The 20486-nt window shown below is 66.6% G+C and carries 19 protein-coding genes; 9 read left to right on the top strand and 10 right to left on the bottom strand.

All coding sequences use genetic code 11. The annotated features are described in order from the left end of the window. The first annotated feature begins 140 nt into the window (after window positions 1-140). A complete protein-coding gene (gene creD / locus IB236_RS07265) occupies window positions 141-1577 on the top strand; it encodes a cell envelope integrity protein CreD (protein ID WP_192419724.1) in 1437 nt (478 codons plus the stop codon). Beyond that, a complete protein-coding gene (locus tag IB236_RS07260; RefSeq protein WP_225580995.1) occupies window positions 1574-1933 on the top strand; it encodes a hypothetical protein in 360 nt (119 codons plus the stop codon). Before creD ends, IB236_RS07260 begins: the two co-directional genes overlap by 4 nt. 104 nt (window positions 1934-2037) lie before the next feature. Here the strand turns inward: IB236_RS07260 and IB236_RS07255 are convergent, their stop codons facing one another. From IB236_RS07255 to IB236_RS07240, 4 genes are all read right to left on the bottom strand, one after another. Further along, window positions 2038-3084, bottom strand: coding sequence for a sensor domain-containing diguanylate cyclase (locus tag IB236_RS07255; RefSeq protein WP_192419722.1), 1047 nt, complete (start codon window positions 3082-3084; stop codon window positions 2038-2040). Between the two features lie 203 nt (window positions 3085-3287). Next, entirely contained in the window at window positions 3288-3824 is a 537-nt protein-coding gene (locus tag IB236_RS07250) for a hemerythrin domain-containing protein (protein ID WP_192419720.1), read from the bottom strand. A 167-nt stretch (window positions 3825-3991) separates the two neighbouring features. Continuing rightward, window positions 3992-4573: a hypothetical protein gene (locus IB236_RS07245; protein WP_192419718.1), complete on the bottom strand. Its 582-nt coding sequence runs from the start codon at window positions 4571-4573 to the stop codon at window positions 3992-3994. 110 nt (window positions 4574-4683) lie between these two features. After that, on the bottom strand, window positions 4684-4902 hold the full coding sequence (locus IB236_RS07240) for a CsbD family protein (protein WP_056057504.1): 219 nt from the start codon (window positions 4900-4902) through the stop codon (window positions 4684-4686). Window positions 4903-5478: 576 nt separating this feature from the next. Between IB236_RS07240 and IB236_RS07235 the strand changes: the two genes are divergently transcribed. The 3 genes from IB236_RS07235 to IB236_RS07225 all read left to right on the top strand — a co-directional run bounded on the left by IB236_RS07235 (window position 5479) and on the right by IB236_RS07225 (window position 10077). Beyond that, entirely contained in the window at window positions 5479-7149 is a 1671-nt protein-coding gene (locus IB236_RS07235; protein ID WP_370539888.1) for a DUF1800 family protein, read from the top strand. An 8-nt stretch (window positions 7150-7157) separates the two neighbouring features. Beyond that, complete coding sequence (locus IB236_RS07230; RefSeq protein ID WP_121941718.1) at window positions 7158-8612, top strand: DUF1501 domain-containing protein; 1455 nt, start codon at window positions 7158-7160, stop codon at window positions 8610-8612. 88 nt (window positions 8613-8700) lie between these two features. Next, on the top strand, window positions 8701-10077 hold the full coding sequence (locus IB236_RS07225) for an NAD(P)/FAD-dependent oxidoreductase (protein ID WP_192419714.1): 1377 nt from the start codon (window positions 8701-8703) through the stop codon (window positions 10075-10077). A 77-nt stretch (window positions 10078-10154) separates the two neighbouring features. Here IB236_RS07225 and IB236_RS07220 read toward each other — a convergent pair whose 3' ends face one another. The 4 genes from IB236_RS07220 to IB236_RS07205 are packed head-to-tail and all read right to left on the bottom strand — an operon-like array spanning window position 10155 to window position 13867. Beyond that, window positions 10155-10847, bottom strand: a complete 693-nt coding sequence (locus IB236_RS07220) for an ABC-type transport auxiliary lipoprotein family protein (protein WP_192419712.1) — start codon at window positions 10845-10847, stop codon at window positions 10155-10157. 55 nt (window positions 10848-10902) lie between these two features. Next, window positions 10903-11871, bottom strand: a complete 969-nt coding sequence (locus IB236_RS07215) for an MlaD family protein (protein ID WP_116748644.1) — start codon at window positions 11869-11871, stop codon at window positions 10903-10905. Then, the gene (locus tag IB236_RS07210; RefSeq protein ID WP_192419710.1) at window positions 11871-12746 is read right to left on the bottom strand and encodes an ABC transporter ATP-binding protein; all 876 of its coding nucleotides are present in this window, start codon (window positions 12744-12746) and stop codon (window positions 11871-11873) included. The genes IB236_RS07215 and IB236_RS07210 overlap by 1 nt, the downstream gene beginning before the upstream one ends. Further along, window positions 12743-13867 (bottom strand): ABC transporter permease, encoded by a 1125-nt coding sequence (locus IB236_RS07205; protein WP_099732256.1) that lies wholly within the window; start codon window positions 13865-13867, stop codon window positions 12743-12745. The genes IB236_RS07210 and IB236_RS07205 overlap by 4 nt, the downstream gene beginning before the upstream one ends. A gap of 286 nt (window positions 13868-14153) precedes the next feature. On the opposite strand from IB236_RS07205, the gene IB236_RS07200 reads away from it, so the two are divergent. Beyond that, window positions 14154-15845 carry a GMC family oxidoreductase gene (locus IB236_RS07200; RefSeq protein WP_192419703.1) on the top strand — a complete coding sequence of 564 codons (1692 nt, stop codon included), beginning with the start codon at window positions 14154-14156 and terminating at the stop codon, window positions 15843-15845. Window positions 15846-16184: 339 nt separating this feature from the next. Next, window positions 16185-16478: an antibiotic biosynthesis monooxygenase gene (locus tag IB236_RS07195; protein ID WP_192419808.1), complete on the top strand. Its 294-nt coding sequence runs from the start codon at window positions 16185-16187 to the stop codon at window positions 16476-16478. A 36-nt stretch (window positions 16479-16514) separates the two neighbouring features. On the opposite strand, the gene IB236_RS07190 is transcribed toward IB236_RS07195, so the two are convergent. Both IB236_RS07190 and IB236_RS07185 read right to left on the bottom strand, forming a co-directional pair. After that, window positions 16515-16844, bottom strand: a complete 330-nt coding sequence (locus IB236_RS07190; RefSeq protein ID WP_108498951.1) for a hypothetical protein — start codon at window positions 16842-16844, stop codon at window positions 16515-16517. A gap of 107 nt (window positions 16845-16951) precedes the next feature. Beyond that, window positions 16952-18304, bottom strand: a complete 1353-nt coding sequence (locus tag IB236_RS07185) for an ammonium transporter (protein ID WP_099731499.1) — start codon at window positions 18302-18304, stop codon at window positions 16952-16954. A 352-nt stretch (window positions 18305-18656) separates the two neighbouring features. On the opposite strand from IB236_RS07185, the gene IB236_RS07180 reads away from it, so the two are divergent. Both IB236_RS07180 and IB236_RS07175 read left to right on the top strand, forming a co-directional pair. Continuing rightward, window positions 18657-19415, top strand: a complete 759-nt coding sequence (locus IB236_RS07180) for a TSUP family transporter (protein WP_056742136.1) — start codon at window positions 18657-18659, stop codon at window positions 19413-19415. Between the two features lie 261 nt (window positions 19416-19676). Continuing rightward, window positions 19677-20441, top strand: a complete 765-nt coding sequence (locus IB236_RS07175) for an ABC transporter substrate-binding protein (RefSeq protein WP_056057476.1) — start codon at window positions 19677-19679, stop codon at window positions 20439-20441. Window positions 20442-20486 lie beyond the last annotated feature (45 nt).

The raw sequence follows: 20486 nt of genomic DNA, 5'->3' as shown, positions 1-20486 counted from the left end.
ACAGGCGGTCGATTCTGCCAGCGCCCCACTTCGCACTTCGCACGTCACCCCCGCCACTTCACACTGGCCTCACAAACTTCATAGCGCCCTCACAGCGCGCCACAACACTGCCCCCACAACAGTCACTTGTGGAGGATCTTTTGTTCAAACACCCCTTGTTCACCAAGCTGGCGGCGCTGACCGCCATCACCGTGTTGCTGCTCTTTGGCCTGGGCCTGATCGAAGACGTGGTGCGCGACCGGCTGCGCTACCGCAGCATCACCGCGCAAAGCGTGGCCGAGAGCCTGGCGGGGCCGCAGACGCTGATGGGCCCCATGATCCACAGCGCCTGCGTGGAAAGCTGGGATGAAGAAGTCGGCAAGGGCGACGAGCGCCGCATGGTCGAAAGGCGCCGCGAGTTCATCCTGACCGCCATGCCCGAGCAGCTCAAGCTCACCACCGGCGCCGCGATGGAGGAACGCGCACGCGGGCTGCACAAGGTGAACACCTACAACCTCAAGGCCAACGTGACGGCGCAATGGGGTTCGCTGGCCAGCCTGCTGCCGCAGAGCAGCATGAAGAATTCGCGCATGCACTGCGGCGCACCCATTGTGATGATGGCCGTAGGCGACGCGCGCGGCATCCGCACCGCGCAGTTCACCATGGGCAGCCAGGCGCTGGCCCTCAAGCCCGGCACCTTCCACCCCACCTACAGCCGGGGCCTGCACGCGGTGCTGCCCGAATCCGTGCGCGGCAAGGCCGATGGCCTGACCGCCACGCTGGATCTGGAACTGGTGGGCACCGAGCGCCTGGCCATCGTGCCGCTGGGCGGCAACACCGAGGTGCTGATGACCAGCAGCTGGCCCCACCCGTCGTTTGCCGGGCGCTTTCTGCCTTCGGAACGCGAGGTCAAGAAGACCGGCTTTTCGGCCCAGTGGCGCCTGTCGTCCCTGGCCACCACGGCGCAGGCCGACATTGCGAACGGCAAGCGCATCTGCCTGGGCGCGGATGAGGGCAGCGACTATGCACACAGCGGGGCCACGCCGGGCGACTGCGCCGACAGCTTCAGCGTGGCCTTCATCGACCCGGTGAATCCCTATTCCCTGTCGGACCGCGCGACCAAGTACGGTGTGCTGTTCATCGCCCTCACCTTCGTGGCCGTGGGCCTGTTCGAGCTGATGAAGAAGCTGCGCGTGCACCCGGTGCAGTACCTGCTGGTGGGCAGCGCGCTGTGCAGCTTCTTCCTGCTGCTGGTGAGCCTGTCGGAGCACCTGCCGTTTGGCATTTCGTACGCGGTGGCCGCGAGCGCGTGTGTGCTGCTGCTGGCCTATTACGCCAGCCACATGCTGGGCGGGCTCACGCGCGGTGTGCCACTGGGGGCGGGCATTGCGCTGCTGTATGGCCTGCTGTACGTGCTGCTGCAGCTGGAGCAGACAGCGCTGGTGGTGGGTGCGATTGCGCTCTTCCTGGTGCTGGCAGCGGTGATGGTGCTGACGCGCAAGGTGAACTGGTACGGCCTGTCGCAGGGCGGCACGCCCCCGCGCCCCACCATGCCGCCCGTGCAGCGCCCCGCAGCCCCGCGCGCGGAGGCTGCATGAACGCCGCCCCGCAGACCACCCGCTGGGCCCAGTACCTGGCCCAGGCCCAGGCCCTGACGCCGCCCGCCAGCACCGGCCCCGCAAGGGGCCCTGCGCTGACCGCCGCCGAAGCGGCCCGCGTGCAGCGCCACCGCGACCAGTTGATGGCGGCCCTGCGGTCGCAGGACCGGCTGGCCTTGCACTGCGCCAAGCAGCAGGTGCTGGACGCAGCCTTTTGTCCCCACCGTGCCGAGGCGGACCACAGCCACGGAGGGCGTGCAAGCGGCGCTGCAGATTCGCCCGCCCTGCGCCGGGCGCTGCGCGACCTGGCGTGGCGCACAGCGGCCTTGCTGTTGCCGCGCCGCCCGGAGTTCTGAAGGTGTCCCGGGGGCCGTGCGCAGGCCCCTGGGGCACAATTTTTAGTAAAAACGGGTGGTAGCGCTAGTGCAATATGCGCCAGCAGCTATTAAAAGCAGAGCATCTACACCACCACAGTGCGGCTGCGCCCCTCGCGCTTGGCGGTGTAGAGCGCAGAGTCCAGCAGGCGCAGGGTGATGTCCAGCGGCCGCAGCGGGTCGAACAGGGTGAGCCCCATGCTGACCGACAGCACCAGCGCCGGCTCGATGCCGGGCAACGGGTGGGCGGCCAGCGTCGCATGCACACGCTCGGCCACCACCTGTGCCTGGTCGAGCCCGGTGGCGGGCAACAGGGCCAGAAACTCCTCGCCCCCCCAGCGCCCCAGCACATCGGCCGCCCGGAAGACGTCGCGGCACAGGGTGGCAAACAGCTGCAGCGCCTGGTCACCCACATGGTGGCCGTACACGTCGTTCACGCGCTTGAAGTGGTCCAGGTCCATCATCAGCAGGCTGGCTGGCTCATTGCCGCGCTGCAGCAGTGCCCATTCCTGGCGCAGGCGATCGGTGAACGAGCGGCGGTTGGCCAACCCGGTCAGCACATCGGTGTGGGCCAGCACCGCCATCTGGTGGCGCGCCGCCTCCAGCTCCATCAGCATCTGGCCCTGGCGGTCGTTGGCACGCTTGAGCTCCAGCAGCCGGATCACCTGGCGCGCCAGGGCGGACAGCAGGTCCTGCACCTTGGCTGACAGCTCGCGCGGCCGGTGGTCCAGCACGCACAGCGTGCCCAGCACAAAGCCATCGGGCGTGACCAGCGGCGCCCCGGCGTAAAAGCGCAGTGGGTTCTTCTGCGTGACGATCGCATAGTGCGCAAAGCGCGGGTCTTGGGCCAGGTCGGGCACGATGAAGACACCGGACTGGCGGATGGCATAGCGGCACACCGACTCGCTCAGCGGGGTTTCCCGCAGCGCAAACCCACGGGCGGCCTTGAACCACTGGCGCTGGCTGTCCAGCAGGCTGATCAATGCCACGGGCGCTTCGCACACGTAGCCCGCCAGGTCGGCCAGCTCGTCGTAGGCGGGCTCCATGGGCGTGTCGAGAATGCCGTAGCGCTGCAGGGCCTGGAGACGGGCCGTATCGTCGCAGGGGTCGTCGGGAGGGGTGGTGTCGGCCATGATGCGAAGCGGCCGCGCCGCCCCCAATTGCCTTGAGATGGGGCAGCATGCCACACAAGCAGGACGGCTGCACGGGTGAAAGCCCGATGGCCCCCGGGTCACGCCAAAGTGGTGCTCTGGCCGTGCCGTGCCTGCCTCTCGTTTGTTCGTTCAGCGTCTGCTGACGCTTGCCGCTGCGGGCAGACAGCGTAGCTGCGTCGCTGTCAGGCAGCCACAGCGGGCGCGATATCGCATTGGGCAGCGGGCTCGCTGGCACCCGGGGCGTCGGCGTCCGAACACGTGGCCCCACCGCAACCGTGGATCAACGCACCCGGCAACGCACCGGGAGCGTGCACCACGCCGGTCACAGGGTCAAACCCCACACGGCGCAGGTGCAGGGCCAGCGAGGCATCCATGCTCTGCGCATGCTGCGGAAACCACAGCGCCAGCTCGCTGGCCATGACGCGCAGCACCTTCAGGTCGCCCTGTTCGGCGCGGGCCGTGCCTTCACGCATCACCTGCAGCACCACCTTGTGCTGCATGCTGTGGCAGTTGCCCGATGCAAATCGGGTGGAGGCCATCCAGTCGTCTTCCTGCCCGAAATGCTGCTCGGTGTGCTCCACCAGCGCGCACCAGCGAGACAGCAGGTCGGCGTCACCGGCATGGTCCACAGCGGCCAGCAAGTCGACGAACTCCCGGTGGGTGTCATCCATCAGGGGCAGGTCGAGGTTCAACGCATCAGACCATTCGAGGTGGGCCATGGGACTCCTTGGGCGGGCAGATCAAACGAAGGTGCGAGCTTAGAAGCCCCGGCCCGGCCGGGTGTTGATGCAGGTCATGGCAACGCCATACGCAGCCAGGCCCTGCACCGCGCGTGGCGGGCAGGGCCTGGTAGTGCAAGGGATTTGGGTGCTCAGCACCCGCCCCATCAGCTCTGGCCGTACATGCGCTTGGCGTCGTCCACACACTTGGACTTGAGGTCGCCAGTCATCGTCTCGCAGCGCTCCTTGGCAGCCTTGTAGTTGGCTTCATTTTTCTCGGCGGTGGCGTCCTTGCGGGCCTCGGCCACGTTGGCGGCCTTCTCGGCCGCTGTGTCTGCAGGCTTGGCCTGGGCGGCGGCCACCTTGGCGTTTTCCTTGGCCTTCACATGCTCAGCCTTGGCATCTTTCACGCATACGTCCTTGGCGTTGCCGGTCAGGTCGTCGCACTTTTCCTTGGCGACAGCGTAGGCGGCGTCGGCACGGGCTTCAGCCACCTTCTGGCTGGCCTTGGCGCTGGGCTTGTACTGGGCTTCGAGCTCGGCCTTGGCCACGTCTTCGGTGCCCTTGGCTTCCTTCATACAGATGTCCTTGGCGTTGGCCTTGAGGGCATCGCATTTTTGCTTGTTCATCTTGTAGTCCGCCGAGATGCTGTCCTTGGCGGCCTTGTGCTCTGCGGGGGTCATGGCAAAAGCGGTGGTGGCCATCAAACCGGCGGTGCAGGCGGCGATCAGGGTGCGTTGGAATGTCATGGTTTTCTCCTCGATGAAATTGAATGCAATGGGTGTGGATCTTGTAGGGGCGGTGCGCCAGGGGTGGCCTGGCGGGCGCGGGGCGAAGGCCCCGCAGCGCGGTCGCGCTATCAGTCGTTGAAGCGGAAGTCGGGGTGTCGGTCTTGCCATTCCTTGAGCTGCTTTTCGGCCACGTCGCGGGCGATGCCCTGGCGCTCTTGCAGCTTGCCCAGGAACTGTTCGCGCTTGCCGTCGATGACATCGAAGTCGTCGTTCGTGAGCTTGCCCCACTGCTCGATCATCTTGCCCTTGAACTGCTTCCAGTTGCCCTTGATGGTGTCTTCATTCATGGTGTGACTCCTCAAAAAACTTCGCTTCAGCCATCCACTCGGAGTGCGTGGAACCTTTGCGTGATGCGATGGAATTCACTGTAAAAATGATCCGGCGACGGCGCCGTAGTCCATGCCACGCAGCACGCGTCAGCACAGGACTACGGGCGTGACGGACATCGCCGATGCAACGGTGCCCGCCCTCTGGCGGATGCCCAACAAGGGCTCACCAGGGGTACAAAGTGTTGCAACCGCCCATCACCAGATGCCCTGCTTCTCAAGGAACCTCCAGCAATGTTTCTCTTGGTAACACTTGTGTTTGCAAGTGGTCGCGGCATGTGATTAAGTGGTGCCTGCGCACTCTGCTTTGCGCGGGTTTCCATCTCAATCACCATGACCAATTCATACGCGGAAACTCTGACGACCGAGGTCGCAGAGACAACAGAGGGCGCCGCCTTCATCCCCGATTCCGTTCCTGCCCAGCGTCCAGGTAGTTCGGCGCCGTTTTTAGCGGCACTAGCGACAGCCAGCGCAGTGACCGCCTGCGGAGGCGGAAGTGCCGACAACAACACCACGCGCGCGCTGGACGGAGGGGTCATGCCACGGCCCATATCCGATGGGTTTTCTTATCCCGCTCCGACCACCGACAGCGAGGCTGCCCGGTTTCTCCTGCAGGCCCAGTTTTCGGCATCCACGGAAGAGATAGCGGCGCTGCGCTCGAGCACATACGCCGATTGGCTGAGCAGACAATTCAATGGACACCCGGGCGCCAGCGGCTGGGACTGGCTGAATGATCGCGGCTATGCAGCTGTCAGCAACGACACGGCTTACTACGACAACTCCTACCCCGCCGATTACATGATCTGGTATCAGCTCATGAAGTCAACCGATGGCCTGCGAAAGCGCGTTGCGCTCGCACTCTCGGAGATCTGCGTGGTCTCCACCAATGGCGTGGATATCAATTGGCGCTGCCATGCGATGGCCTGGTACTGGGACCAGTTGGTGAACAACGCGTTTGGCAACTACCGCTCCGTGCTGGAGAACGTGACGCTGAACGCCGCCATGGGCTACTACCTCAACACCCGCGGCAACCAGAAGGAAAACGCTGCCACCGGCCGACAGCCCGACGAGAACTACGCGCGTGAGGTGATGCAGCTCATGTCCATCGGGCTGGTAGAGCTGAATCTTGATGGCACGCCCAGACTGGACGGCAACGGCAAACCCATCGATAGCTACACCATGAATGACGTGACCAACCTGGCAAGGGTGTTCACAGGCTACGACTACGACCAGTCACAAAACGTTCCGATCACGGTTCCAGGTACGACGCGCGTGGTCCCCAACACTACCTACACGCGCCTTCCGATGGCGCTCAATGCGTCTCGCCACTCCACCCTGGCGGCTACTTTCCTGGGCGCCACCATACCCGCCAACACGCCGGGCGCAGCCGCCCTCAAGAGCGCGCTGGATACGCTTTTCAACCACCCCAACGTGGGCCCATTCATTGGCAAGCAGCTCATCCAGCGCCTGGTCACCAGCAACCCATCGCCTGGCTATGTGGCGCGAGTGGCATCAGTGTTCAACAACAACGGGGCGGGGGTGCGCGGCGACATGCGTGCGGTGATCATGGCTATCCTGCTGGACGACGAGGCCCGCTCACCGGCAGGGCTTACTCAGCCGACCTTCGGCAAGCTGCGCGAGCCCATGCTGCGTTTTGTGCAATGGGGCCGCACCTTTGGATTGAACTCCGCCCGAGGCACCTGGAAGATTGGCGACCTGAGCGATCTGGGGTCCCGTTTGGGCCAAAGCCCACTGCGATCTCCCTCCGTGTTCAATTTCTTCCGGCCCGGCTATGTGCCGCCGTCCACGGCATTGGCTACCGCAGGCGCTGTAGCCCCCGAATTCCAGCTGGTCAATGAGAGCAGCGTAGGGGGCTACCTCAACTACATGCAGGGCGTGATCCGCAACGGCATCTACGTGAATGCCCCCGAACTGCCCAACAACGGCAGCACCGCCAACAACGGATACGACATCAAGGCCAGCTACGCCAACGAGCTGGCCATCGTGGCGGATGCGGACGCGCTGGTCGCACGCATCAACCTGCTGATGTGCGCAGTCCAGTTGTCTGCAGCCACCGTCAAGCTCATTACGGACGCGCTGAAGGCAACGCCCGTCACCGCCGCCAGCACCGACGCCGTCAAGCTCGACCGTGTAGCAGCCGCCATTTTTCTGGTGATGGCTTCGGCCGAATACCTCGTTCAAAAGTAAGCCCTGCCATGCACCTGCTTCAACCCGAACTCCACACCCGCCGCGCGTTTCTGCGCCGCTCCACCCAGCTGGGCCTTGCGGGCACAGCCCTGCCCTTTGCGCTCAACCTGGCTGCCATGGGAGAGGCGGCAGCCTTCAACGCCACGGACTACAAGGCGCTGGTCTGCGTATTCCTGTACGGCGGCAACGACTATGCCAACACCGTCATCACCTATGACGACGACAGCTACACACGCTACAGCGCCATCCGGGGCGGTGGGGCGGGTCAGAGCGCTGGCGGAATCGCGCTCGCCAAAGCGGACCTCACCCCCACGCTGCTGACGCCCACCGTCCCCCTGCCCGGCGGCCGCCAGTACGCGCTGCACCCGGCCATGACGGGGCTGGCCGGCCTGTTCAACAGCGGCAAGGCGGCCGTGCAGCTCAACGTGGGCCCGCTGGTGGTACCGCTGACGCGCGCCCAGTACAACAGTGCCGACCGCGCCACCTACCCGGTGCCGCCCAAGCTGTTCTCGCACAACGACCAGCAGTCGGTATGGCAATCGTCCTCGCCCGAGGGCTCCACCGTGGGCTGGGGTGGCAACATTGGCGACCTGGCGCTGTCCTCCAACGGCAATTCGCTGTTCACCTGCATCTCGGTCACGGGCAATGCGGTGTTCCTGTCGGGCGACTCGGCGCTGCAGTACCAGGTCAGCACCAATGGGGCCGTGGCCATCAATGGTGTGAAGAACCGGGTCTACGGGTCATCTGCCGTGCAGAGCGCACTGACTTCGCTGATCCAGCAGCCACGCGCGCAGACGCTGGAGAACGAGTACAACCGCGTGACCACGCGTGCCGTGGCGGCCGAAAGCCAGATCACCAACGGTCTCGCTGGCGTGACGCTGGCTACCACCTTCCCCAGCAACAACTCCCTGGCCAACCAGCTCAAGATGGTGGCGCGCCTCATTGGTGCGCGCAGCACCCTGGGCAGCAAGCGGCAAGTGTTTATGGTGTCACTGGGCGGCTTTGACCTGCACGACAACCTCATCGCGCAACAGCCAGGCCTGCTGCAGCGTGTGAGCGAGGCCATGACGGCGTTCTACAACGCCACCGTGGAGTTGGGAGTGGCCGATAAAGTCACGGCTTTCACCGCCTCCGACTTTGGCCGCACGCTCAGCTCCAATGGCGACGGCTCAGACCACGGTTGGGGCAGCCACCACCTGATGGTGGGCGGCGCGGTCAAGGGCAAGGCCTTTTACGGCAGCGCGCCGCCGGTGAGTGTGGGCAGCACCGCAGCCCCAGAAGACCAGTGGCACGTGGGCCAGGGCCGCCTGCTGCCGTCCACCTCGGTGGACCAGTACGCCGCCACTCTTGCCAAGTGGTTTGGCGTGGCCGACAACGAAATGGCGGGAGTGCTGCCCAACATCACGCACTTTGGCGCAGCGGCGGGGCGGCCGGACTACCCGGTGGATCTGGGGTTCCTGTAACTCGATGGAGCCCCCGTGACCCGGGGGCCTGCAGGTCGCGACCACGGCAAGGGCCTGGGCCACCACCCGGCTCCCCAATAATGGCAGCATGACGACTCCCTCTGCTTCCCCGCTTCGCCCCCGCGTGGTCATCATCGGTTGCGGGTTCGGCGGCCTTGAAGCCGCCCGGGCCCTCCAAGGCGCGGCGGTGGATGTGACCCTGGTGGACAAGACCAACCACCACCTCTTCCAGCCCCTGCTCTACCAGGTGGCCACGGCCGGGCTGTCGGCCCCGGCCATTGCGGCGCCCATTCGGCATCTGTTCCGGCAGCAGCGCAACGTGACCACCTTGCTGGGCGAGGTCATCCGCATCGACGTGGGCCAGCAGTCCGTGCATCTGGCAGACGGCGCCACGCTGCCGTATGACCACCTCATCGTGGCCGCCGGCGCCACACACAGCTACTTTGGCCGCGACGACTGGGCGGCCTACGCGCCCGGGCTCAAGACGCTGGACGACGCGTTCGAGATCCGCCGCCGCGTCCTGCTGGCGTTCGAGGCGGCAGAGAAGGAGCCCGACCCCGCACGCCGCACAGACTGGCTCAACTTTGTGGTCGTTGGCGCAGGCCCCACGGGCGTGGAGATGGCCGGCACGCTGGCAGAGATTGCGCGCCACACGCTGCCTGGCGAGTTCCGCCACATCGACCCCGCGAGCGCGAAGATCATCCTGCTCGAAGGCGGTGCACGCGTGCTGCAGGCCATGCCCGAGGCCCTGAGTCAGCGCGCCAAGGAACAACTGGAAAAGCTGGGCGTGGACGTGCGCCTGGGCGCCCGCGTCACCGCCATCGACAGCGATGGCTTGAAGGTCGAGTCACCTGCAAGCGCTAGTACATCAAGCGCAAACAGCTATCAAATAAATAGCAAATGCATTGTATGGGCCGCTGGCGTGGCTGCGTCACCCCTGGGCCGCCACCTGGCGGATGCCACCGGTGCCAGCACCGACCGCGCGGGCCGCGTGGTGGTGGAGCCCGACCTGACGCTGCCGGGCCACCCCGAGATCAGCGTGATCGGCGACCTGGCGGCCGCCAAGAGCCACGTGGCAGGCCATGAGCCCACGCCCGTGCCCGGCGTGTCGCCCGGCGCCAAGCAGATGGGCCGCGCCACGGCGGCCAACATCCTGCGCCGCCTGGCGGGCCAGCCCACCCAGCCGTTTCGCTACCGCGACTACGGCAACCTGGCCACCATCGGCCGCAACTCCGCCGTGGTGGACCTCACCTCGCCCGCCGGGCCAGTGCGGTTCTCAGGCTACTTTGCGTGGCTGTTCTGGCTGTTTGCGCACGTGTACTTCCTGATCGGCTTTCGCAACCGGCTGGTGGTGCTGCTGGACTGGGCCTGGGCGTACTGGAGCTTTGCGCGCTATGCGCGGGTGGTGACGGGCATTGAACGCCATGAGACCGCGCCCCCGTCCCCGACACCGCCGGGCACCTGACGGCCACGCGCGCTGCGTGGCGCAACGGCCAAAGCCAGCGCCTTGCCTGCAGGCTCTCGCCACAAATATCTGTTGCGTTACTGCCCCACCTGCTCCACCCACGCCGCCAGCTCACTGGCCAGCTGGCCCGACGCCGCTGCCAGAGCGGCCACGCCGCCCGCCGCATCGGCCGACTTGGCGGGCTGCTGCATGATGAACACGCGCTGGCCGCGCAGCGATTCGCCCGCCGGGGTCAGCTCGACCACCGTGGCGCGCAGGCGCACCACCCCGGCGCTGTCGCTGGGGCTGGTGAACAGGTGGCTGAACTCCTCCAGCTCGGTGCGCAGCACCAGGGGCAACTTGTTGCCCTGGGCGGGCTCGCGGGCCTGGGCGGCGCCGTCGTCGGCCTTGAGCACGGCGCGGCGCTGACCCAGTTGCTCGCGCAGGCGCTGCTGCAGCAGCTGTGCAGGCGGCTGGCTCCAGCGGGCCTGGCTGTAGGGGCGCAGCTGCTGGGCGTCGGCATAGGCCAGGCGGTACAGCACGGCGTTCCCCCCCTCGGGCAGGCCGGGGGCGTCCATGTCGGCCATCGCCAGCGGAGGCAGGGGCGCACGGCGGTCGGTGGGCACGGTGGCCAGCGGGCCGGGGCCAAAGTCATACAGCACGGGGCGGGCCGGAGGCGCTGGCAGGGCCGAGCAGCCCGTGAGCACCAGCACCGCCGCCAAACCACAGCCCCACAGCACGGTAGCGCCAGATGAATATGCCTTGATTGCTATATTTTTAATAGTATTCATGTTCACTCCTCACAGAGGGCCTGCGCCACCAATGCAGCGCGGGAGGGGGGCCAGCTCACGGGGCGCTGCCAAACCCTGGCTCACCCGGCCCGGGCGGGATGCGCCCCGAGCCATAGATGAACAGCTGCGGGTTGTCGCTGATGCCCCCCGCCGCCCGGCCCATCTGGCGGGCGGCGCGGGCCGTGTCGTCGGCGGCGCGGTTCACTCGGGGCAGGGTCGCGGTGCTGAACTGGTCCGCTGCGCGCGCCAGCGACTGGGTGCCAGCGGTGATCTGGTCAATGGGGCCGCCGTCGGCGTTGAGCCGCTGGTTGGTCTTGCCCAAGTCCACCGCCAGGGCCGAGACACTGGCACCCGCCTGCTGCAATGACTGCAGGGTCTGGCGCGCATCGCTGGCCAGGGGCGGCAGCGCGGCCAGGGCCGGGTCCAGGCGCTGGGCCACGGTGGCATCGAGCCGCTGGGTCAGGGTGTTGACGCTGCTGGCGGCCTGGCCGATGCTGGACAGCGCCTCGGTGAGCTTTTGCTGGTTGTTGTCTCCCAGCAGCTGGTTGATGCGGCGCGTGGCCTCTTCGACCTGGCCGAGGATGGCGGGCGCCTGTTCGGCCAGCTTGCCAAACGGCGAGGGCTTGAGCGGCAGGCGCGGCAGGCCGCTGGGGCCGGGGGGCAGCTCGGGGTAGGGCTTCTCGGCATCGTCCAGTTGCACGTGTGCCAGGCCGGTGACGCCCTGGTAGCCCAGCACCGCAAAGGTGGTGGGGCTGATGGGCGCCTGTTCGTTGACCGCAATACGGATCAGCACGTTGCCGCTCACCTGGGGGTCGAACCCGATGCGCGTGACCTTGCCCACGGCCACGCCCTTGTAGCGCACGGTGGCCTGGGGCTGCAGGCCACTCACGCCGTCGCGGGTGGAGAGTTCGTACTGCTCGTAGTTGGCGTTGTCGCGCGTGAGCCAGATGGCCAGGCCTGCCAGCATGGCGGCCACCACCAGCACAAAGATGCCTGCGGCGAGGGCGTGGGATTTGTTTTCCATCAGGGATGTTCCTTGTCGGGCGCAGGCGCGGCGGCGGTCTGCACCGGGGCCTGCTGCACAGGGGGCACGGGGGCCATGGCGCGTTGGCCACGTTCGCCCATGAAGAAGTGCTCGATGAACGGGTGCGAAAAGTGCGCCACCTCGTGCGGCGGACCAGTGACGGTGACCTTCTTGTCCGCCAGCACCGCCACGCGGGTGCTGAGCGCGAACAGCGTATCCAGATCATGCGTGACCATGATGACCGTGAGCCCCAGCGCCGCGCGCAGCTCGCGCAGCAGCGCGCAGAAGTCGTCGGAGCTGCTCGGGTCCAGGCCCGCCGTGGGCTCGTCCAGCAGCAGCAGCGGTGGGTCCATGATGAGCGCGCGGGCCAGCGCCACGCGCTTGACCATGCCCCCCGACAGGTCGGCCGGCATGCGCGTGGCGTGTTCGGGCTGCAGGCCCACCATCTGCAGCTTGACCAGCGCGGCATCGCGCACCAGCTCGGGCGGCAGCGTGCCCTGCTCGCGCAGCGCAAAGGCCACGTTATCGAGCACGTTGAAGGCCGAAAACAGCGCACCGTGCTGGAACAGCATGCCCACCCGGCTGGCAGCCCCCTCGCGCCCCATCTCGGACGCGGGCCGGCCCAGCACGGTGACCTGCCCGCGCGTGGGCCGGGCCAGGCCCAGGATCTGGCGCAGCAACACCGTCTTGCCTGTGCCCGACCCGCCCACCAGCGACAGCATCTCGCCGCGCTGCACGGTGAAGTTCAGGTCCTGGTGCACGGTGAAGGTTTCATCGCCCTTGCCAAACTGCGTCCAGAGGCCTTGCACGTCCACGATGGGCGGCTCGCCGGGCGCGACGGCGATGTGTTCGGGCTTGGCGATGCGCTCAGTCATATGCCGATGTTCTTGAACGCTATGGCAAACAGCGCGTCCACGATGATCACCATGGTGATGGACGACACCACCGACGCCGTCGTGCCTTCGCCCAGGCTCTGGGTGTTGGGCTTGACGCGCAGGCCCCAGTGGCAACCGATCAGCGCAATGAACGCGCCAAACACCACCGACTTGGCCATGGCCAGGCCCAGGTTGCCGATCTTTACCGCTGCGGGCAGTGCCTGCACAAAGTACGACGGCGAGATGTCCATGGAGATGTCGGCCGCCAGCATGCCGCCCGCCAACGCCGCCAGCGTGGTCCACACGCTGATGAGCGGCATCGCCAGCGCCAGCGCCAAGGTGCGCGGCATCACCAGCCGGAACCCGTGCGGGATGCCCATCACGCGCATGGCGTCCAGCTCCTCGGTCACCCGCATCACACCGATCTGCGCGGTGATGGACGAGCCCGAGCGGCCCGCCACCAGAATGGCCGCCAGCATGGGCCCCAGCTCGCGGATCAGCGAGATGCCCAGGATGTTGACGATGAATGACTCGGCACCGAACTGCCGCAGCTGCAGACTCATCAGGTAGGCCAGCACCACACCGATGAGGAACCCCACCAGCGCCGTGATGGGCAGCGCCGTGGCGCCCATGCGGTACAGATGGCCGGACACATCACGCCATGGCCCCTTGCGCGGTGCGCGTGCCAGGCGCCCCAGGTCCAGCACCAGCTGGCCCACCATCTCCAGCAGGTGGCGGGCGTGGTCCACACCGTGCAGCACCAGCACGCCCAGGTGATCGACCTGTTCGCCCAGGCGCCAAGGCTCAGGCGGCGGTGCAACACAGGTGAACTGAGCCACCCGTGCCAGCATGGTGCGCTGGCTGTCGGTGCAGGCCAGCTCTGCGGGCCAGGCGTGCTGCCAGTGGTTCCACAGCAGCTGCGCGCCCACATGGTCCAGCCACTGCAGCTCCCGCAGGTCCCAGCCCAGCGTGGGGGCGGGGGGTGCGCCGCGCAGCTGGTCCGACACGGCCTCCCATTGCGCCGCGTTGCCCAGCTCGGCCGCACCCCAGCGCCCACGCAGCTGCGCACACGGCCCTTGGGGCGTATCGGCGCGGACGATGTGGGGAGCGTGGTCGGTCATGGGTCTGGCCGCCAGGGCAGCCGCAGGGGTGGGGTCGTCAAGAAGCAGCAAGGAAGAGCGTGCATGGTAGCGGAGCGAATCCTGCACGCGCTGTCGGACACGAGCCTGTCAAGCACAGACAGGCGGCGAAGCGTGTAATTATTATCAAATCAGCGCCAAGCGCAATCAATTCAAGCATCAGCAGCTACCAAAAGTGTAGCAATAGGCACACACCCTATCGACAGGGCCTGCCCCATCCGCACAATGGCCCACCGTTACCACCTTTGATCGGCACCGCCCCTCCTCCATGAGCGACACCACGTTTGACACCATCATCATCGGCGGAGGCACAGCCGGTGCCTTGCTCGCCAACCGCCTGAGCGCCGACGGCCGCCACCGCGTGCTGCTGATCGAGGCCGGCCGCAAGGACGACTACCACTGGATCCACATCCCCGTGGGCTACCTGTACTGCATCGGCAACCCGCGCACCGACTGGCTCTACAACACCGAGCCCGACGCGGGCCTGAACGGCCGCACCCTGCGCTACCCACGCGGCAAGACGCTGGGCGGCTGCAGCAGCATCAACGGCATGATCTACATGCGCGGCCAGGCGCGCGACTATGACCTGTGGGCCGAGCTGACGGGCGACGCCAGCTGGCGCTGGGACAACGCCCTGCCCTACTTCCGCCGCCACGAAGACCACTGGCGCCTGGACCAGCCCGGAGGCGTGAACGAAAATTTCAAACGCCTGCACGGCAACAAGGCCACCGGCAGCACCGGCGAGTGGCGGGTGGAGAAGCAACGCCTGCGCTGGGACGTGCTCGACGCCTTTGCCCACGCCGCGCAGCAGGCCGGCATCCCCGCCACCGACGACTTCAACAGCGGCAGCAACGAAGGCGTGGGCTATTTCGAGGTCAACCAGAAAAGCGGCTGGCGCTGGAACACCGCCAAGGCCTTTTTGCGTCCCACCTGCTATGGCCGGCCCAACTTCGAGATGTGGACCAGCGCGCAGGCGTCCAAGCTCATCATCGAGACCCAGCCCGATGGCAGCCAGCGCTGTACCGGCGTGTTGGTGTGGGACGGCCACGAGATGGTCACGGCCCGCGCGGCGGGCGAGGTGATCCTGAGCGCAGGCGCCGTCAACTCGCCCCAGCTGCTGCAGCTGTCGGGCATCGGCCCCGCCACACTGCTGCGCCAGCATGGCATCGATGTGGCGGTGGACCTGCCGGGCGTGGGCGCCAACCTGCAGGACCATCTGCAGATCCGCGCGGTGTTCAAGGTGCAAGGGGTGCAGACGCTCAACACCATGGCCAACTCGCTGGCCGGCAAGGCCAAGATCGGGCTCGAATATGCGCTCAAGCGCAGCGGGCCCATGAGCATGGCGCCTTCGCAGCTCGGTGCGTTCACCCGCAGCAGCCCCGACCAGCCCTATCCCAACATCGAGTACCACGTGCAGCCCCTGTCGCTCGATGCGTTTGGCGAGCCGCTGCACAGCTTTCCGGCCTTTACCGCCAGCGTGTGCAACCTCAACCCCACCAGCCGGGGCACGGTGAACATCAAGAGCGCCGACTTCAAGGCCGCGCCCGCCATCGCGCCCAACTACCTCAGCACGCCCGAAGACCGCCAGGTGGCCGCCGACAGCCTGCGCGTCACGCGCCGCATTGTGGCCCAGCCCGCGCTGGCCAAATACCAGCCGCAGGAGTGGAAGCCCGGCGTGCAGTTTGAAAGCGACGAAGACCTGGCGCGCCTGGCGGGTGACATTGCCACCACCATCTTCCACCCCGTGGGCACCACCAAGATGGGCCGCGACGGCGACCCGATGGCCGTTCTGGACGCGCAACTGCGCGTGCGCAATGGGCGCGGCGGCGTGGTGGCCGGCCTGCGCGTGGTGGATGCGGGCGCCATGCCCACCATCACCAGCGGCAACACCAACTCGCCCACGCTGATGATGGCGGAGAAGGCGGCGGAGTGGATCATCCAGGCAAGGCGGGCGGCGTGAGTACCATCGCGCCGATGTACTCCTCCACTTTCATCTTTGCGACGAAGAACCTGTTCAAGCTATGTTCGGGGTCGCGCAAGCGCTTTGCCGGGATGGGGTGCTAGGCGCGGTGCGCGGTGGATAGCTTGGCTATCCACAAGCGCCGCAACACCGCAGACCGCCCGGCAAGGCACTTGCCCGAAGGGTTGGAGTGAAATCGGGTGATTGAACGCCCCGGCTGCTTGCATGGGCACGAGCCCATGCGGCGCACCCGAAGCATCCACTCATCCCGATTGCACTCCAACGCGATCCCCGAACATAGCTTGAACAGGTTCTCAATTCGACGACGCCTTTCACCGCCTGGACGAGGCGATTGCCACCGCCGCCCGTTCCATCGACGGCTACCTGGGCGAGGAGTCCTGGACGGACACGGGCAACGGCCTGGTGTCCAACGTGTACTACTGGCAGTCGCTGGAAGCCTTGCAAACGCTGATGCAACACCCCGCGCACCTGAAGGCCAAGGCCGCGCAGGCGCAGTGGCTCAATGGCTACCAGGTGGTGATTGCGCAGGTGCTGCGCACCTACGGCGACAACCAGCTGACCGGGCTGCTGCCCACGGCCGGGCTGTTCACGCAAGGCACGGCGCCCCACTGATCTTTGCAAGCCCTGGCGCCCAGGTCGCTGCAGCGTTCAGCGGATGCCGCCCACATAGCGCGGCACCTCGGGGGCGGGCTCAGGCGTCGGTGCGGGGCGCGAGCGCACAGCCTGCGCCGCCACGTCCAGCAGCGGACGGCGCGGCGCTGCAAGGGGAGTGGCGTGCAGGGCGTGCTCCAGGCGGTCGGCCCACTCAGCCAGATCGGGCGCGTTGTCGTCCACAGCGCGCTGGCGCGCGAACCGCACGATCTCCTGCGCATAGTCCGCGTTGACCGCCATCCATTCGGTATCGGTCACGCGACCCGTTTTGCGCCGCAACAGCACATGCAGGTGGGCGGCAATTGCCAGCTTGTCGGAATCGGACATGGTCGGCTCCTTAATGCATTGGGGTCATCCATCGGACTGCACCCGCTGGCCCGCGTTGCACAACGATGCGGGAGCGGGGAAGGCCTGCCGGGTCTCTCGGGGCTCATTCAGCCGCCCAGGCGCTCGCGGTGCTGGGCAATGTCCAGCCCCGTCTGTTCGCTCTGTTCGTCCACCCGCAGGCCCATCGCAAAGTTGATGACCCACAGCAGCGCGGCCGTCACCACCAGGCTGTAGGCCGCCACGGCGCCCACGCCGATGGCCTGGGTCAGCAGGCTGCCCGCCACCCCGCCCACGGTCTTGCTGGCCAGCACACCGGTGAGCAGCGACCCCACGATGCCGCCAACGCCATGCACGCCAAACACATCGAGCGAGTCATCCACCCGCAGCAGCCGCTTGAGCCCCGTCGCGCCCCAGTAGCAGGCCAGCCCGGCCACCAGCCCAATCACCACGGCCGAGCGCAGCGTGACAAAACCGGCGGCAGGTGTGATGGCCACCAGCCCCGCCACCAGGCCAGAGCACAGCCCCAGCAGCGACGGGCGCCCGCGCACCACCCACTCACCCAGCATCCACGACAGCGCACCGGCCGCAGCGGCCAGGTGCGTCACTGCCATGGCCAGCCCGGCACGCCCATCGGCCGCGACCGCAGAGCCCGCGTTGAAGCCAAACCAGCCCACCCACAGCATGCCCGCGCCCGCCATGGTGAGCCCCAGGTTGTAGGGCTCAAACGGCTCACGCCCATACCCCGCGCGGCGGCCCAGAAACCAGGCGCACACCAGCCCCGCGACGCCCGCATTCACGTGCACCACCGAGCCGCCCGCAAAATCCAGCGCGCCCATCTGCGCCAGCCAGCCACCCGGCTCCCACACCCAGTGCGCCACGGGCGCATAGACCACCAGTGTCCACAGGCTGATGAAGACGAGCATGGCCGAAAACCGCATGCGTTCCACAAACGCGCCCACCAGCAGCGCGGCCGTGATGATGGCAAAGGTGAGCTGGAACATCGCGTACACCGACTCCGGGATCAGCGGCGCAATGTGGCTCACGGCCAGCTTGCCCGCCTCCAGCTGAAAGTCGAGCCCGGCAAAGCCAGCACGGTCCCAGCCGCCAAGCCAGGCGCTGCCCGGTGTGAAGGCCAGTGAATACCCCGCCGCAAACCACAACAGGCTGACCAGCGCTGCAATGGCCACCACGCTGGCCATGGTGTTGAGTACGTTCTTCCTGCGCACCATGCCTGCGTAAAACAGCGCAATACCTGGCAGCGTCATCAACAGCACCAGGGCGGTGGAGGTCATCATCCAGCCGGTATGGGCCGCATTCACCGTGTCCTGGGCCACCAGGGCGGGGCGCGTGAGGGGCGCCGCGACTGCAGGAGCCTCTGGCACGCCCTGGGCCAGCGCGCAGGTGCACAGCCCCAGACACAACGACACGACCGCAAACACCCGGTGGTTGACTGCACGCATGCACGCTCCCTTTCGCAATTTGTTACAAGCGCATTGCACGAGCCATGCCAGCCAGTTGCCACCGAATCGGGGCACCGGGCGCCCCCGCAAGCCGTCCGGCGCCCAACAACGGGGGGCGGGAAACCCCCAATGCACCAGCAGGGTGCAGCCGTTACAGTCACGGCACTCGAAAGCGCGCTTCGGTGTGCCAAGCGAGGGGCCCGAGGAGACAACCTTTCTACCAAGAACCACATTCAAAACACCCAACGAGGTGTGAACCCTTTCAGGCGCTGGCGATCCCAGCGCCTTTTTCTTGCCCGCTCGATCCTGAGCGGTCCTGAATCGATAGCAGGCCCGGTGCGACAATCCTGCGATGGAATGGATTTTGATGACCCTGGCCTCGCTGCTCGCGGGCTTTGTGGATGCGATCGTGGGGGGCGGTGGACTGGTGATGGTGCCCGCGCTGTTTGCAGCTTTTCCGGGGGCGCCCCCAGCCACCCTGCTGGGCACCAACAAGGCGGCCTCGGTCTGGGGCACCGCCATGGCCACCTGGCAATACAGCCGCAAGGTGCAGATTCGCTGGTCGGCCATGCTGCCGGCTGCAGCCGCCGGTTTTGCCGGCTCGTTCGTGGGCGCCTGGGCCGTCACCGTGGTGTCGGCCGACTTCCTACGCAAGCTGCTGCCCCTGGTGCTGCTGGGCGTGTTGCTCTACACCCTGGCCAAGAAGGAGCTGGGGCGGCACCACACCCCCCGGTTCGCGGGCCGGGCCGAGGTGATCGCCGCCTGCCTGATTGGTGTGCTCATCGGTTTTTATGACGGGTTCTTTGGCCCGGGCACCGGCAGCTTCTTCGTCTTTTTGTTCGTGCGGCTGCTGGGCTACGACTTTCTCAATGCCTCGGCGTCGGCCAAGCTGCTCAACTGCGCCACCAACGTCGCCGCCATTGCGCTGTTTGCCGCCAAGGGCCATGTGTGGTGGCACTTTGCGGTGACGCTGGCCGTGGCCAACGTGCTGGGCAGCCTGCTAGGCACCCACATGGCGCTCAAGCACGGCACCGGCTTTGTGCGGGGCATCTTCATCGTGGTGGTGAGCACCCTGATCCTGAAGACGGGGTACGACGCCTTTCTGCGGTAGGCCTGCACTTCACGCACCGGGTGTCGGTTGCCAGGGTGGCACCCAACTTGCAACGCCCTGCAAGGCCTACCACCAGGGCGCTCCGAGGTCATCGGGGTTGCCCTGCATGGCCCGAATGTGAACGCGCGTCCTATAATTTCCGCACGTTTCCGTTTGATGACGAGGCCCATCGCCAATGGCGATGTCCGCATCCACCCGCTCCGGCCTGCCTACCCGCAGGCCGGATTTTTTGTACCTGAACCACCCCCACAGGAACCTGTCATGCAATTTTTCAAGTCTGCCGTTGTCACCGCCGTGGCGCTGTGCGCTGCCCTCGCCGTCCAGGCCCGCACGCTGGACGAAGTCAAGAAGGACGGCAAGATCATCGTGGCCACCGAGGGCCAGTTCGCTCCCTTCAACTATTTCGAAGGCACCAAGCTGACGGGTTTTGAGGTGGAAGTGGCGGAGCTGGTGGTCAAGAAGATGGGCCTGAAGCTCGAATGGAAGACCCTGGGCTTTGACGCCCTGCTGACCGGCCTGGGCCAGAACCGCTGGGACGCCGTGATCGCCTCGCACGGTGTGACCGACGAGCGCTCCAAGGCCGTGACCTTTGCCAACCCCCATTACTGCTCGGGCGGCATCATCGTGGCCATGGACGACAAGATCCGCAACGCCAAGGACCTGACCGGCAAGGTCGTGGCCGTGCAAACCGGCACCAGCTACCTGGAGCAGGTCAAGAAGGTCAGCGGCGTGAAGGAAGTGAAGAACTTCCCGCAAGACACCGACGCTCAGCGTGCCCTGATCTCCAAGCGCGTGGACGCCTGGGTCAGCGACAAGTTCGTGGCCAAGGAAGCCGCTGCCAAGAACGCCAAGGCCGGCTTCAAGCTGGGCGACATGCTGTTCATCGAGCGCATCGCCCCCGCCATGGCCAAGGGCAACACCGGCCTGGCCGATGCCTGGAACAAGGCGTTCACCGAAGTGCTGGCCGATGGCAGCTACGCCGCCGTCTCCAAGAAGTATTTCAACGAAGACGTGCGCTGCAATTGATATGACGGCACATGGGGTGCGCAGAAGGCCGGGAGCCTCTGCGCA

The sequence above is a fragment of the Acidovorax sp. ACV02 genome, assembly GCF_014851475.1.
Classification (GTDB): domain Bacteria; phylum Pseudomonadota; class Gammaproteobacteria; order Burkholderiales; family Burkholderiaceae_C; genus Acidovorax; species Acidovorax delafieldii.
The sequence above is the reverse complement of the archived record's forward strand: the minus strand, read 5'-3'. Positions and strand labels throughout refer to the sequence as shown.